This is a genomic window from Mesorhizobium sp. M6A.T.Ce.TU.002.03.1.1 (assembly GCF_003997275.1).
GTDB classification, from domain to species: domain Bacteria; phylum Pseudomonadota; class Alphaproteobacteria; order Rhizobiales; family Rhizobiaceae; genus Mesorhizobium; species Mesorhizobium mediterraneum.
Genome location: NZ_RZTI01000033.1, coordinates 35,085 through 49,125, shown reverse-complemented (window position 1 = coordinate 49,125; position 14,041 = coordinate 35,085). Strand labels below are relative to the sequence as shown.

General features: G+C 62.2%; 12 protein-coding genes and 3 pseudogenes. 5 read left to right on the top strand and 10 right to left on the bottom strand.

The genetic code is table 11. The features are described 5' to 3' along the window. The 3 genes and pseudogenes from EOC93_RS13155 to EOC93_RS13145 all read left to right on the top strand — a co-directional run. Nucleotides 1-181: pseudogene (locus EOC93_RS13155) on the top strand (histidine kinase); the annotation flags it as partial. 242 nt (nt 182-423) lie between these two features. After that, the gene (locus EOC93_RS13150) at nt 424-981 is read left to right on the top strand and encodes a hypothetical protein (RefSeq protein ID WP_245461453.1); all 558 of its coding nucleotides are present in this window, start codon (nt 424-426) and stop codon (nt 979-981) included. Between the two features lie 531 nt (nt 982-1,512). After that, a pseudogene (locus EOC93_RS13145) lies at nt 1,513-1,723 on the top strand (pyocin activator PrtN family protein). Between the two features lie 409 nt (nt 1,724-2,132). Here EOC93_RS13145 and EOC93_RS13140 read toward each other — a convergent pair. The 8 genes from EOC93_RS13140 to EOC93_RS13105 form a co-directional block, all read right to left on the bottom strand. Next, complete coding sequence (locus EOC93_RS13140) at nt 2,133-3,455, bottom strand: FAD-binding oxidoreductase (protein WP_095485148.1); 1,323 nt, start codon at nt 3,453-3,455, stop codon at nt 2,133-2,135. An 11-nt stretch (nt 3,456-3,466) separates the two neighbouring features. Continuing rightward, on the bottom strand, nt 3,467-4,354 hold the full coding sequence (locus EOC93_RS13135) for an ABC transporter permease (protein WP_095485545.1): 888 nt from the start codon (nt 4,352-4,354) through the stop codon (nt 3,467-3,469). 11 nt (nt 4,355-4,365) lie between these two features. Continuing rightward, nucleotides 4,366-5,316 carry an ABC transporter permease gene (locus tag EOC93_RS13130; protein ID WP_095485149.1) on the bottom strand — a complete coding sequence of 317 codons (951 nt, stop codon included), beginning with the start codon at nt 5,314-5,316 and terminating at the stop codon, nt 4,366-4,368. Nucleotides 5,317-5,376: 60 nt separating this feature from the next. Next, nucleotides 5,377-7,047, bottom strand: coding sequence for a peptide ABC transporter substrate-binding protein (locus EOC93_RS13125; protein ID WP_127204812.1), 1,671 nt, complete (start codon nt 7,045-7,047; stop codon nt 5,377-5,379). A 75-nt stretch (nt 7,048-7,122) separates the two neighbouring features. Then, on the bottom strand, nt 7,123-8,454 hold the full coding sequence (locus EOC93_RS13120; protein ID WP_095485151.1) for an FAD-binding oxidoreductase: 1,332 nt from the start codon (nt 8,452-8,454) through the stop codon (nt 7,123-7,125). Nucleotide 8,455: 1 nt separating this feature from the next. Further along, complete coding sequence (locus EOC93_RS13115; RefSeq protein WP_127204811.1) at nt 8,456-9,154, bottom strand: SDR family NAD(P)-dependent oxidoreductase; 699 nt, start codon at nt 9,152-9,154, stop codon at nt 8,456-8,458. Beyond that, nucleotides 9,151-9,636, bottom strand: coding sequence for a MarR family transcriptional regulator (locus EOC93_RS13110; RefSeq protein WP_095485153.1), 486 nt, complete (start codon nt 9,634-9,636; stop codon nt 9,151-9,153). The genes EOC93_RS13115 and EOC93_RS13110 overlap by 4 nt, the downstream gene beginning before the upstream one ends. A gap of 195 nt (nt 9,637-9,831) precedes the next feature. Next, complete coding sequence (locus EOC93_RS13105; protein WP_127204810.1) at nt 9,832-11,475, bottom strand: ABC transporter ATP-binding protein; 1,644 nt, start codon at nt 11,473-11,475, stop codon at nt 9,832-9,834. A 97-nt stretch (nt 11,476-11,572) separates the two neighbouring features. Here EOC93_RS13105 and EOC93_RS34800 point away from each other — a divergent pair. Together EOC93_RS34800 and EOC93_RS13100 are read left to right on the top strand one after the other, a co-directional pair. Beyond that, a pseudogene (locus EOC93_RS34800) lies at nt 11,573-11,776 on the top strand (hypothetical protein); the annotation flags it as partial. A gap of 249 nt (nt 11,777-12,025) precedes the next feature. Next, the gene (locus EOC93_RS13100; protein ID WP_095485154.1) at nt 12,026-12,307 is read left to right on the top strand and encodes a pyocin activator PrtN family protein; all 282 of its coding nucleotides are present in this window, start codon (nt 12,026-12,028) and stop codon (nt 12,305-12,307) included. Between the two features lie 107 nt (nt 12,308-12,414). Here EOC93_RS13100 and EOC93_RS35565 read toward each other — a convergent pair whose 3' ends face one another. Beyond that, nucleotides 12,415-13,575 carry an FAD-dependent oxidoreductase gene (locus tag EOC93_RS35565; RefSeq protein WP_127204809.1) on the bottom strand — a complete coding sequence of 387 codons (1,161 nt, stop codon included), beginning with the start codon at nt 13,573-13,575 and terminating at the stop codon, nt 12,415-12,417. A gap of 13 nt (nt 13,576-13,588) precedes the next feature. Then, nucleotides 13,589-14,035 (bottom strand): DUF1772 domain-containing protein, encoded by a 447-nt coding sequence (locus EOC93_RS13090; protein WP_095485156.1) that lies wholly within the window; start codon nt 14,033-14,035, stop codon nt 13,589-13,591. Nucleotides 14,036-14,041: the final 6 nt, after the last annotated feature.

The window sequence follows — 14,041 nt, the reverse complement described above, 5'->3', positions numbered from 1 at the left end:
AGTTGCGGACGACGGAATCGGCCTGCCGGAAGGGGAGACATGGCCCAAGCCCGGCAAGCTCGGCGCGCTGATCGCGCGCTCGCTGACCGAGAACGCCAAGGCACAGTTCAACGTCGCCTCGAGCCCCGGCGAAGGGACGAAGGTCACCATCGTCTTCACGCGATCGGCGGCAGCAAGCTGACAATGGCAGAGGGCCGATGCTTTCATGCTCCGGGCCTTCCCGCCGCGGCCCCGGGTGCTTGGCGCATGCACGTCAGTGTCCGCCAAAACCCCATTGCCCGAGGATCTACGAAAGGAAGCAGATGATTTCTAAAGCGTCCCTTAATTTTTTGCATCTCTAAGCTTCTGAGAGGTCCTGCACGAGGCCGCGTCATGCCCACCGATAGCCAGTTCATCCTCGAAAGCATCAGGCAGGGATGCGTGATGCTTTTCGAGGACGAGTTCGTCATCGACAGGCTGGTGAAGTATGTCGGCAATGGCAGGATCCGCTGGCACGTCGAATTTCGTGGGCATCGCATGGAGCTTACGACTGGCCAGATCAAGAAGCAGCCTACCTTCCGCAGGAAGATACTCGAACAGGCAGGTGTGCTGCCGCCCCAGCGTTCCGGGGCCGGCTACAGGCGATGGGCACTCGATCTGAGAAAGAACGCCATCGAGCTTCCCTGGCGGGATAGTCCGGTCGATATTGATTTCGCCATCGACAGGCTCACCGGCCACGGGGATGGGCGCTGGACGGTCGAATACCAAGGCAAAGCAATCAAGTTCACGTCAATCAAACTGCGCAGGCAAGTCAGTTTCCGCAAACGCATGCTGGCCAAGGCCAAGGTGCTGCCGCCCGAGTTGGCACCGTCCGCTTATCGAAAGTGGATGGACTGGCTCATTCACAACGCCTCCGAGGCTGCGCCGCTGGCCGGCGAGGCGTCGATGCCAGAGAAAAGCTGGCTTGACGATCTGCCAGAGCTAGCCGGCTGGCAAAAATGAAGCGCCGCCCCAAGCGACCAGCTAGGGCGGCAGTTTCCAAAGCAGAAGCAATCGAGCCAAGGGGGCAGCGGAAGGTGTCCCGCTCGATGCAAGTACGATCCGCTCAGATCGATATGGCCTAGGATTCGCCGTTACTTAGTTTCATTGTTCCTTCGAAACTTCGCCGGGAGATGCGCCGCAGCCCAATACCGCGGCGATAAACAGGGACGGATATCACGGCGGACATTCGCGTTGGCGAAGGTCAAAGCCTTCGGCAGCAGTGCGCCCGAAAAGGGCTGTCGGCGGGTCCCTCGTGGGAACGAAAAAAGAAGAGAAGCAGAACTTTCGTGCGCTATTTTTGCACACGCTATCTTGTAAGTAGCTGATTTTATTTAACTCTCTGCCCCATCCATCATCGGTGCAACGGCAAATTTCTTATATTTCAATCATTTATCTGATGTTTTTAAACCACACTGAGATTGGACAGACTGACATTGCCGGCCTCTATGGTATGTGACTCATTTTATTCTATTTCTCAAAGCCTAACCATCAATGTCACTCAACACCACTTTTCTGCTCATGGCACAATACAATGGTAAGGCAATCATTCCGCTCGATGAGGTCCGTCGCGATTTCTTTTCGCACCTGACGCTCCCGAAATTTCTTCGCAAGCTCAGTTCAGGCGACATTGCCCTGCCGCTCATGCGAATAGAAACAAGTCAGAAATGTTCCAAGGGTGTCCATTCAGGATTTGGCAGACTAACTCGATAAGCGCAGACAGGTGGCCCAGAGGGAGTTTTCCCAGATGAGTGGTTGGAACCGAGTGCGGCTGTAGCCTCAGCACGATGCAAACGAGCAGGCGAAGCGGCACGTTTGCGCCGCATGTCAGCCGTTTGAGGGGGTCTTTCCTTTTGCCCGATAGGAGACGTTGCCGGCGACCACCCTGGACATCGTAGTTGCGCCACTGAACGAACCCGCTCGGGAGGGCGCGGCGTCAAGGCTGGCGCTTGAACAGCGGCGTTGATGAGGCTGCAAGCACCCAGAGGTGACTAAAGCGATTGGCCTCGAAAAGTACCCTCACGCAACGAATATCACGCATCTCATCTAGGGGCTGCGCCACGGCAGTCACGTTCGCACGAGTTCTGTTTTCTCGCTCCATCGAGACTGCGAATTCATGCGTGCGGGGGCAGTGTCGCGCCGTCACGCCGGGTCCGCACCCAGTCCAGCGCACGGTGATAACGCAGGCTGAGCTGCGGGGCGAAGCTCATATAGAACGGCGCGTAATGCAGGGGCTCGACCTTAAGGGACAGATCCCTTTCCGGCACGCCAAGCGCCCATTCGGAGAGGATGCCGCCGAGCATCGACCCAGTAGGCACGCCGCGGCCCGACAGGCCGGTCAGCGCCACCACGCCCGGCGCCAGCCCGTAAAGTCGCGGAATTGTGCGTTGCTGCATGTCGAGCTCGCCAAACCAGAGGTACTTCCAGCGCAGTTCGGTACGGATCTGCGGGTGCAGCCATTTCAGGCGATCGGTCATCACCTGGCGCGTATAGTCGAGATCGCGGCCGCGCCGCCCCATCGGGAACATGGATGCCACGATGCGGCCTTCCGCATTGTACTTGTAGACGAAGATGTCGCCGCGCCCGTCATGGATCGACGTATTGCGCGGCAGCACCGTGCGGCGCTCCTCCTGCGACAGCGGCTGCGTCGCTGCCACGAACACGCGCATGATGCGGAAACTCTGGTCGAGCTTGGGCCAGCCGCCCACCGTATATGCGCCGGTCGCGAAGATCACCTTATCGGCCAGCACGCCGCCCTTGGCCGTGACGACGCGCCATTTGCCGGCCTCCGGCTTGACCTCGGTGACCGCTGAGCCGGTATGCAGGCGTCCGCCCTCCTGGATGACCGCGCGGGCCAGTCCACGCGCATAACCGAGGGGATTAAGATGGCCAGCCTCTTCATGCACCCAGCCGCCGTGAAAGCGCCCGCTGCCCGTGATCGCCTCCATTTCGGCGCGATCGACGAAGCGGGTACGGGCCCCGACGGCGTTGTAGTCGTCCGCCTTGCGCCTGAGTGTCTCGACGGCCGATGGATAGGCGGCAGCCTGGACGAACCCGTTGCGCACCCATTCGCACTGTATCTGGTAGCGCTCGATCATGTCGGCGACACGATCGGCGGCCCGGGTCTGGCGCTGGATCAGCCGTTCGGCCCAGGGTTCGCCGATAAGCTTGCGCAATTGCGGCAGGCTGAAATGGATAAAGGTCGGCGTGCAGTGGCCGGCATTGCGTCCGGAGCCGCCGAAACCGGCCTGCTCGGCTTCGAGGATCACAACCTTGATGCCGGCGCGGGCGAGTTCGAGCGCCGTGGTCATGCCGGTGTAGCCCGCGCCAACGACGCAGACATCGGCCTGAACCGTCTCGTCCAGCGGACGCGTCGATGGTGCTTCACCTGCCGTGGCGTACCAAAGCGTCGCATCGAACGGCGAGAAATTCGCCACCTGCGTCCCCCTCAACTGAGATCGCTGCGGGCATCGAGCGCGTCGCGCAGGCCGTCCCCGATAAAATTGAAGCTGGTGACCGCGAGCGTGATGGCGATGCCGGGAACGATCGCCAGCCACGGCGCACTGCCCAGATATTGCTGGGCGCCATTCAGCATGTTGCCCCAGCTCGGCAGCGGCGGCTGGATGCCGTAGCCAAGGAAGCTGACATAGGCTTCGAGCAGGATTGCCCGGGCCACCGTCAGCGTCGCAGCGACGATGATCGGGCCGATGGCGTTGGGCAATAGTTCGCGGAACATGATCCAGCGGTTGGAGAGGCCGAGCATGTGGGCGGCAAGAATGAAGTCGCGTTCGCGCAACGAGCGCACTTCCGTCGAAACGATCCGCGCCACCTCCATCCAGGTCGTCACCGCGATGATGACGGTGATCATCAGCGGGTCGGGTCGGATGAAGGCCGCGAGTGCCAGCAGCAGGAAGATGCTCGGAAATGAGAGGAAGGCGTCGGTGAAGCGCATCAGCGCGGCGTCGACGCGGCCGCCATAGTAGCCGGACAAGACGCCGATGACCGTGCCGATGACGATGCTGATGAGCATGGCGCAGAACCCGACCAGCAAGGAGATGCGCCCGGCATGGAACAGGCGGGCGGCCACATCGCGGCCAAGCGGGTCAGTCCCGAAAATATGTCCGCCGGTCATTGGCGGCGCGAAGCGGGCGCGCAGGTCGATAAAGAGCTGGTCATAGGGCAGCAGGTAGGGTCCGAGCACGCAGGCGATGGTCAGCACCGCGATCATGACGACGCCGAACATCGCCAGCCGATGGCGGCGGAAGCGGCGCGCGGTGCGGCTGCGCCACCAATTCTCGGGAGGCAGGTCGAGGTTGGCTGGGGTGACGGTGGACATCATCGGTATCCTCACGCCAGCCGGATGCGCGGGTCGACGAAGGCGCTGATTAGATCGGCCAGCAGATTGCCGATCAGCACCAGCACGGCCGAGAACATCAGCAGCCCCATTACGACCGGATAGTCGTTGTAGCCGAGGCTGTCCAGAAACAGCCGGCCCATGCCAGGCCAGGTAAACACGGTCTCGGTGACGAGAGCCCCACCAAGCAGCGCCGGCACCTGCAGCCCCGCTAGCGTGATCATCGGAAGCAGGGCATTGCCTACGACGTGTTTGAACAGCACGCGCCGCGGCGACAGGCCCTTGGCCCGCGCGGTCTTGATGAAATCCTGATTGATCACGTCCAGCGTCGCGGTGCGCATGTAGCGGCTCCAGATCGCGACATCGACCAGCGCGAGCACCGATGCCGGCAACACGAGGTGCCAGAGCACGTCCCCCACGGACCCGCTGCCGATCGTGTACATGTTGCCGGCCGGAAACCAGCCGAGATTGAGCGAGAAGACGTAGATGGCAATGAGGCCGAACCAGAAGGTAGGCACCGACAGCGCAATCATGGCGCCGACAGTCGCGGCGTAGTCGAAGATGGAATAGCGCCGGATCGCGCCCATGATGCCGATCCATACGCCGAGCGTCATGGCGATCGCCGTTGCGCTTCCCATGAGCAGCAGCGTCGCCGGCAGATGATCGAGGATCACCGTCAGGACGGGTCGATTGTCGCGGAAGGATGCGCCCCAGTCACCTTGCAGCAGATGCCACAGCCAATCGGCATATTGCACGATGATTGGACGGTTGAGCCCCATCTGCTCGGCGATGCGGTCGAGATCCTGCTTGCTGATGCCGGGCGTCAGGGCGAATTGCGACATCGGCCCACCCGGGGCAAGCAGCAGCACGAAGTAGCCGATGATCGACACGAGGAACAGCAGCAGCAGGCTTTGCCCGATCCGCCCGACGATATAGCGTAGCATGGTGATCGCCCGATATTGGGGCCAGGTCGGGCGCAGCCGCCCGATCTGGCTTGGTTGGCGTCAGGCTTCCCAGTACCAGGTGCCGATGTTCCAGGTGTCGATGCGGTTGTTGACGTTGGGGGTGAAGCCCGTCAGTCCCTTCTTGCGCCCACGCACCGTGGTGTACTGGAACAGAGGCAGCAGCGGCAGATCATTGCGCACCACTTCCTGCAGCTTCAGGTAGGAGGCCTTGCGCTCGTCGGGCACCAGAGAGTTCCCGCCTTCCTGCAGCAGCTTGTCGACCTCGGGGCTGTGGTATTGCCAGGTGTTCTGCCCGGCGCCGCCCGTCGCCACACTCGACGTCGATGCGAAGTAATCCGAGGTGTCGGGATCGGGGCCGGTCAGGAAGTCGATGCCGACGATGACGCTGTCGAACTGCGACGTCATCCAATAGTCGCCCCACATGACTGCCGGCGGCAGGTTCGAGATGGTCATCTCGACTCCGATGTCCTTGAACGACTGCTGTATGAACTGCTGCGCTTGCTCACGGATGTGGTTGCCCGCCGTGGTCGAGCAGGTGAAGGCGAGCTTGACCCCGTCCTTCGCCCGCACGCCGTCGCCGCCGGCGAGCCAGCCGGCTCCATCCAGCACCGCCTTGGCCTTCTCCAGGCTGAACTCGTGCTTGGGCAGATCCGGATTGTAGTAGAACGACTGCTGCGGCATGTAGGTTTCGGTTGGCGTGGGCAGACCGTAATAGAGCGCGTCGATGATCGCTTGCTTGTCGATCGCGTGGTAGAGCGCCGAGCGCACCGCGGGATCCTTGAATTGCGGCTTGCCCATGTTGAGCGTGAAGCTTTCAACGGTGCTGCCCGCGACGAGTTGGACCTCGCGATCGGCGAGGCCCTTGGCTTCTTCATAGTGGTCCGGCGTGATCCACTGCAGGCCGGTGATGTCGATGTCGCCGGACTTGAACTGCGTGTAGAGCACATTGAGGTCCGGGATGTACTTGATGATGACGCGCTCCAGATAGGGACCCTCACCAAAGTAGTCTGCGTTGGCGAGGAGCTCGATGTGATCGCCCGCTACCCGCTTGCCCCATTTGAACGCGCCGGTACCGATCGGCGCATTGTTGAAGGGCGCGGTGTTCTTGTCAGCCGCCTCGCCAAGCGCATGCTTTGGAACGATGAAGGTCGATGCGAGGATCGAAGGATAGGGCGCGTAGGTCTTTTCCATCCGCCAGGTGATCTCGGTCGGCGAGACGACCTTGATGTCACGCACGAGGTCGTGGCCGGCGCGGCGCCAGCTGCGGAAATCGGGCTCGACCATCAGGTCCAGCGTGAACTTGACGTCCTCGGCGGTGAACGGTTGCCCGTCGTGCCATTTGACGCCGTCGCGTAGCTTGATCTTCCAGTTGAGGCCGTCGGCGGAAATACCGCCATTTTCGACAGTCGGCACCTCGGCCGCCAGGGCAGGCGTGAACTTGCCATCCGGGTCGACGTTGAACAGCGGATCGAAAATGGCGAAATGTACGCCCTCGTCGACTTCGATATGCAGCAGGTGCGGATTGAACACCGTCGGCTCCTGCGAGAACCCGACGATGAGCTGGCCCGTCGGCTTGTCGGGTGCGGCCGCCAGCGCGGAGCCGCGACCGATGAGCGCCGGCACAGCGAGGCTGGCGCCGGTGGCGGCCATCAGGCCGAGTGCTTTGCGCCGGCTAATTTCCGGAAACAATGTGGTCTTGTCGGTGGCCATGTCATTCTCCTCTGTAGTTACGCGGTTGCGTTGCTCATTATCAATCCGCCCTTCTGCCGGAGCGGCCTGGTTCAACTAGAATCCGGTGATCAGCTCGATCTTCGATCCGTCGCTGAAGCGCGAAAAGCGGAAAGCGCCGGGGTCGACGATGGGCGTGCGGTTGGTGACGATGTCGGCCATGAGCCTGCCGGCAGCCGGGCCGATGCCGAAACCGTGACCGGAAAAGCCGGTTGCGATGTGGAAGCCTGGAGTGCTGTCGATGGCCGAGATCACCGGGACGGCGTCCGGGGTGACGTCGATGTAGCCGGCCCAGCGCTGCGCGATCTCAGCCTTTGCGAACGCCGGGAAAGCCTGGGTGAGTTCGACCAGCGCAGCATCGGAAAGTTTCTTGGACGGCTGGGGGTCGAGCACGCGGTTGTATTCGAAGGGGCTTGCCTCATCGAGCGACCAGCGGCTGGGGATCCGCGCTTCATCGAAGAAGCGGCCGCCGAGCCGAAACCGCAGCGAGTGCCATTCGGCGCGCAGGGCGGGTATGAAGTCGGCGGCGAAGCGGAAACTCTTCGGCACGATGTCGACGACGTTCTCGTGCCCGGAAGCGATGGTATAGCCGCCATCCCTGCGCTTGCGAACCGCGAAGCTTTTCGCCCAGATCGCCTGATCCGGCCCGCCTTCGAGAGGCTTGGTGCGGATCACCGAATTCATCACCTTGAGCTGCGGCAGGCGCAGACCGTGATTGCCGGAGAACAGGCTCGACCAGGCCCCGCCGGCCAGCACCACCGCGGCGCAGGCGATCGGCCCGCGTTCCGTGACCACGCCTGAAACCTTGCCGGCACTGGTTTCGATGCCGCGCACCGCGCATTCGGTCAGCACCGTCGCGCCATTGCGCCGTGCCGCCTCGGCTATCGCCGGAGCTGCCTTCTGCGGCTCGGCGCGGCCGTCGACCGGTGTATAGAGCGCGCCTTTGATGTCTAACCGCGAGTCGGGAAACATCGCCTTGAATTCGGCGCCGCTCAGCATGCGCGATTCCAGTTGGTACGGTTCGAGGTTGCGGTTCCAGCGCTCGTGTTCGGCAAAATCGCGATCCGTTTCGCAGGTGAAGATGATGCCGGCGCGCGTGTACCCGGTATGCGCTTCGACGCGCTTGTCGAGGTTGCTCCAAAGACGCAACGCTTCCGCCATCAGCGGCACCTCACGCGGATCGCGCCGCGAAATGCGCACCCATCCCCAATTGCGGCTCGACTGCTCGTGGCCAATGCCACCCTTCTCGCACAGCGCCACGCTCAGGCCACGCTCGGCGAGTTCAAGCGCGGTCGAACTGCCGATGATGCCACCACCGATAACGACAACGTCGACTTTTTCGGGCAATTCGGCATCGCCATGAACGGGAACGACATAGGGACCTGGCATGTCAGTAGAATTCTTCCAGTTGGCAATTCAGGGTGAACTCGGCGACGCTCGCTTCATTGGGCAGATCGACGAGCATGGCGATGATGCGAGCAAGATCGGCCGGGTCGGTCATGTCAGCCGGGGCGCGCGCCTCGAGCGCGCGGGCCATGTCGGTGTCGACCAGGCCAGGACAGACCGCGGTGGCACGGATGCCGACATCGAAGCCGGCGTGGCGAATGCCATGGGCAAGCGCAACAGCCGCGAATTTCGTCATCGAATAGAGGCCGGAGCCCGCGTGCTTGACCCTTTTGCCCGAAAGCGAGCCGAGGATGATCACCCTGCCGCGCCCGCTCGCCGTAAGCGCGTTCCACGCCGCCTTGGCCAGCCGGCGCGGCGCCTTGCAATGGATCTCGAGAAGCCGGTTCAGTTCGTCGTCATCGGCCTCGATGACCGTACTGGTGCTGCAAATGCCCGCACTAGCGACAATGGCGTCGATCCGCCCGAAACGTGCCGTCGCCGCCGTCACCCATCCGGTCTCGAGGTCGGCGCCGGCAGCGTCGTAGGCATGGATGTGGACCGAGGCGGGATCGGCCCATTCGGGCAGCCGGGGGTCGCGCATGCCGAGCGAGAGCCGCCAGCCCTGCCGTGCGAGCTCCCGCGCTGTCGCCGCGCCGATGCCGCGGCTCGCTCCGGAGACCAGCGCGACCCGGTTCCGTGTCACGGCAGGCCCACGATACGCCGATAGGCGCGCTTGAGGATGTCCATCAGCTGCTGCTGTTCCTCCGCGGAGATGAATTTGAAGAAGTCCCTGGACTGTTCCGTCACCAGCGGGCGGATTCGTGCGGCGAGCGCGGCGCCCTTCTCGGTGATGTAGAGTTCCTGCGCGCGGCTGTCGGTCGAGGACTGCCGCCGCGTGATCAGGCCATGATCTTCCATCTGCTCCATCAGCCGGCCGGTGGCGGAGCGATCGCGCAGGATCAGTTGGGCAATGATCGAGGGACGGATGCCGGGATGGCTGTCGACCAGCAGCAATGTGGTGATCTTGCCGGTGCCCTTGGCCACGTCGAGGCCTTCGAGCTTGTCATCGAGGTCGCGCGACACCGCGATGTTCATGGTGCGGATATAAAAGCTCAGCGTGTCCTCGAGCACGTCCAGCGTGACTTCGGTGATCGACGTCGGCGGCGTTTTCGACCGTGCGTTCACGCGTACTTCCGCTCCGCTTCCACGGCTTCGCCGATCGCGGAGCGCAACAGACGCTCCCCAACCCGGCAGGAACCGGTCGTCAGGACATTTCCAAGTTAGAACGTAATCAAATGCCAGATAGTGGACATTTGCAACTATATTTCGCGGCTAAGCGGAAAGATCCTGTAGTCGGCTCCTTTTGCGATGCCGCTGGCCTCAGGCTGCGCTCTCCCAGTCCGCGCCAGGAATGGCCGCCACGAGCCGTTTGGTGTAGTCGTTCTGGGGATCGCGGAATACCTGTACCGGGGTTCCGGACTCGACCACGCGGCCCTTATACATGACCGCGATTTCGTCGCAGATCTGGCTCGCGATGCGCAGATCGTGGGTGATGAACATCATCGCCACATTGGTGTCGCGCTGGATCTCGGTGAGCAGCTGCACGATCTGCGCCTGGATGGAGACGTCGAGCGCCGAGACCGCCTCGTCGGCCACCAGCAGCAACGGGTCGAACATCAGGGCGCGCGCGATGCCGATGCGCTGCCGCTGCCCGCCGGAAAATTCGTGCGGAAAGCGGTCATAGGCGCCGCGGTCGAGCCGCACCGTCCCGAGGAGGCGCAGCGCCTTGCTGCGCGCCTCCGCCGCCGCCATGCCATGCGCGACGGGACCGACAGTCAGGATCCGGCCCACGGTGTGGCGCGGGTTGAGCGAGGCGAACGGATCCTGGAATATCATCTGGATCAACGGACGCATCGGGCGGAACGCGGCGGCCGACATTGCCGCGATGTCACGTCCGTCGAACATAATGCGTCCGCTGTCGGGCTCCGCGAGCTTGAGCAGGACCCTTCCTAGCGACGACTTTCCGGAGCCGGATTCGCCGACGATGCCCAGCGTCTGGCCTTTGCGGATCGAGAAGCTGACATCGTTGACCGCATGCACGATGCGCGCCTTGGTGAAGAAACTTCCCTGCCCGCCATAGATTTTGTTGAGCTTGTCTACCTCGATCACCACCGGCTGTGCCGCGTGTTTCTCGCGCTCTAGCGAGCGCACGCGCGGCACGGCCGCAATCAACCGTTGCGTATAGGGATGACTGGGACGGTTGAGCACGTCGGCGGTCAGGCCCTGTTCGACCAGCTTGCCCTTCTCCATGACGACGACGCGGTCGGCGATCTCGGAGACGACGCCGAAATCATGGGTGATGAACATCACGCTCATGCCCTTGCGTCGTTGGATCTTGCGGATCAATTCGAGGATCTGCGCCTGCGTCGTCACATCCAATGCCGTTGTCGGCTCGTCGGCAATCAGCACATCGGGATCGAGCGCCAGCGCCATCGCGATCATCACGCGCTGTCGCTGTCCGCCGGAAAGGCGGAACGGATATTGGTGTTGCATCAGCGGCGGTTCGGGCAGGCCAACCTCTTCCAGCAATTCCAGCACCCGGAGCGCGCGGCCGTCGCGGTCGCCGACATTGTGCGCGCGCATGACCTCGACAATCTGGGCGCCGACCGTCATCAAAGGATTGAGCGCGGAGAGCGGATCCTGGAAGATGATCGATACCGCGCGGCCGCGAAGCCCGCGCAGCGTCGTTTCGTTGGCGCCGGTGATCTCCTGGCCCTTGAACAGGATCTTGCCCGACGTGACGCGGATGGTCGAGGGCAATAGTCCCATCACCGCGTTCGCCGTCACCGACTTGCCGGAACCGGATTCGCCGATAATGCAAAGAATCTCGCCAGCGTGCAGTTTAAACGATACGTCTTCGACCGCGAACGCTCGCTCCATGTTGCTCGGCAGGCTCACCGTCAATCGTTCGACAGCCAGCAGAGGCTCGCCGCCGCGTTGGGCACCCTTCGTGCTGTTCGCCATGTCGGCACTCCCTTCGCACCAGGTCGGCGGCTGCAAGCAAACGACGTCAGCACGAGCGTAGCGGAGATAGTGGATAACGACAACTATCTCGGTTGTGCTCGGACGCAAAGAGGAGTTGGCCGCCTTTCGACGGCTGGATGATCAGGCACGCCGGCTGGAGCGAACCTCGGATAATCCGTCTTTCCATGCATTCGTCGCTAGCGAACGCGCCGCATCGGCCTCGTATGGCCGTCGATCAGTGTTTAGTTGGCAGACGGATTCTACGACAGAGCATCACGCAAACTGCAGCCGTGCGCCTTGAGACTGACGCCAAAGAATTCCAGTTCAAACTTGTTCATCGGAATGCCTCCGGGATTGGTGGAAGGCATTATCCGCCATTGTGCCCCCTTCCCCGTAATGCGCCCGGTTTTCGCCCAAACGCGCCGGACGAGTACAACGACAGTACAACTTAGAGGAACTGGTTCCACTAAGCTGTATACGTTGCTTTTCGCGACGCCGGCCTCTGTGAGATGTGACTCATTTCATTCTAATTTTCAAAGCATAACCATCAATGTCATTCAACACCGCTTTTCTGCTCATGGCCCAATACAATGGTAAGGCCATCATTCCGCTGGATCAGGTCCGGCGCGATTTCTTTTCGCACCTGACGCTCCCGAACTTTCTCCGCAAACTCAGTTCAGGCGACATCGCCTTGCCGCTCATGCGAATAGAAACAAATCAGAAATGTGCCATGGGTATCCATTTGCAGGATTTGGCAGACTACCTTGATAAGCGCAGACCGGTGGCCCAGAGGGAGTTTTCCCAGATGAGCGGTTGGAAAATGCAGATGTAGCGCTGAGGAAGCGTCCGCTTCGCGCCCGATGTCGGCCATTGGGCTAGTGTCTGCCACATCCCGAAAGCGGTCACCGGAGACCGAGCTGTAAGTCTCCTTCCGCGCCGTTAGTAGCCGGAGAGCTCCTCGCTGCGTACATCCTCATCGTTGACGCCCAACCCGCTGAGCATCTCGTGCATGGCTCCGACCATCGCCGGCGATCCCGCAAGGTAGTAGATAGGCGCGAGCATGTCGGGCAGATGCCGCCGCATCAACGCGGCATTGATCGCTCCAGTCTGCCCATCCCAGGGTTGAGCCACTTCACTCGCCGCTGTCATCGTGGCGACAACGTTGAAGTTAGGGTTGGTCTTCTGCAGCCATTGCAGTTCCCCGAGAAAGGCTGCGTTCTCCGGCCGGCGGTTCGAATAAAATAGCGTGATGCGGTGGGGCAGCCTTGCCGCGGCGGCATAGCGAGCCATGGCCAGAAACGGCGTGATGCCGATGCCGCCAGCAAGGAACACCGCCGGTCGCATCGGATCGTCGTGCAGGGTCAAGTCGCCATTTGGATCAGTCATGCGCACCGCGCCGCCCATGGGGAGCGACGCCAGGGAACGCTTGAATGCCGTATCGCGGAGGCGCGTTGCGACCATCAACTCCGGCTCCTCTGGCCCGCTGGCCAGCGTGAGGTGGCGGGAGCTACCCTTGCTGTCCGTCTCGGACGGGTTGAGCAGCGTGAGCGATATCGACTGGCCGGCCAGATGACGGAAACCGGCCGGCTTGGCGAAGCGAAACGCCATGGTGCCGTCGGCAACCATGTCGCGACCAACCAATTGCACTTCATGCGTAACGCTCTGGCGATTGAGCCTGCCTGATAGCTTGAGACCGTCGCGCATGTTGAGACTGAGCAGCGCGATGTTCGTCGCCCCCGCGATCATCTCGAGCGTTTGCACAGCGTAGAACATGGTGTCGAATTCTGCCGCGTGCGCCTTGGCCGCGAGGAACAACGCGGAGGGGATAAGCACCAGGATGCCGTTTGCCGCAATCACCGGCATGCGCCTGAGCTTCGCGCCGACAACACCGGCCCGCCGTCCGCCGGAAAGGGCAAGGCCCGAGCCGCCTGCTGCAGCGATGGCAGGGACCAGCAGCAGGAAGCCCCATGGTATGGCCGTCTTGACGGCGATGATGGTGCCGTCGGAGGCGAATAGTTCAGCGAGCACGGTCGAGAACCAGAAGGTCAGGATCGTTAGGAGCGCGATCGTGCCTGCGACGGGATGAATGAGCTTGGTCATGGTTTCTGTGTCTTCACCGGCTGATGGCGAGCACGCCCAGCACCGAGGCGGCGGCGGCAAGCCCGATGCGGACGTAGTGAATCATGATCCAGGTGTTGAGCCGGTCAGGAACCTGGTCGAGGGGCAGGGCTTTGGCCGCGAACTGAGCGTTGGTTGGCACGAACCAGATCATTGTGAGCGCCAGGACGCCCGCGATGCAGGCGGCCGATCCGATCCAGAGCATACGCGGCCCAACGTCGCCCCAGCCGAGCCAGAGGGAGCCGATCAGGCCGACGAGGGTCGGAACGACGACAATAGGAATCGCCCCGGAAATGAACCCGTTGTTCTGGCTGAACCAGTCGAGGAACTCGGCTGCGGGGAGGCTCTTCCAGTAGCCGCCGAGCGTCACACCAATAGTCAGCATGACTCCGGCGAACATGGCCGAACCCGTGACGGCGAGTATGTTGAACAGGAGTCGCATCGGACT

Bases quoted from the DNA above. Each gene is read 5' to 3' on its own strand.
- EOC93_RS13150 (WP_245461453.1), top strand. From the start codon at position 424: ATGCTTTTCGAGGACGAGTTCGTCATCGACAGGCTGGTGAAGTATGTC.
- EOC93_RS13135 (WP_095485545.1), bottom strand. From the start codon at position 4,354: ATGTCCACCGTCACCCCAGCCAACCTCGACCTGCCTCCCGAGAATTGG.
- EOC93_RS13130 (WP_095485149.1), bottom strand. From the start codon at position 5,316: ATGCTACGCTATATCGTCGGGCGGATCGGGCAAAGCCTGCTGCTGCTG.
- EOC93_RS13125 (WP_127204812.1), bottom strand. From the start codon at position 7,047: ATGGCCACCGACAAGACCACATTGTTTCCGGAAATTAGCCGGCGCAAA.
- EOC93_RS13120 (WP_095485151.1), bottom strand. From the start codon at position 8,454: ATGCCAGGTCCCTATGTCGTTCCCGTTCATGGCGATGCCGAATTGCCC.
- EOC93_RS13105 (WP_127204810.1), bottom strand. From the start codon at position 11,475: ATGGCGAACAGCACGAAGGGTGCCCAACGCGGCGGCGAGCCTCTGCTG.
- EOC93_RS13100 (WP_095485154.1), top strand. From the start codon at position 12,026: ATGTCATTCAACACCGCTTTTCTGCTCATGGCCCAATACAATGGTAAG.
- EOC93_RS35565 (WP_127204809.1), bottom strand. From the start codon at position 13,575: ATGACCAAGCTCATTCATCCCGTCGCAGGCACGATCGCGCTCCTAACG.
- EOC93_RS13090 (WP_095485156.1), bottom strand. From the start codon at position 14,035: ATGCGACTCCTGTTCAACATACTCGCCGTCACGGGTTCGGCCATGTTC.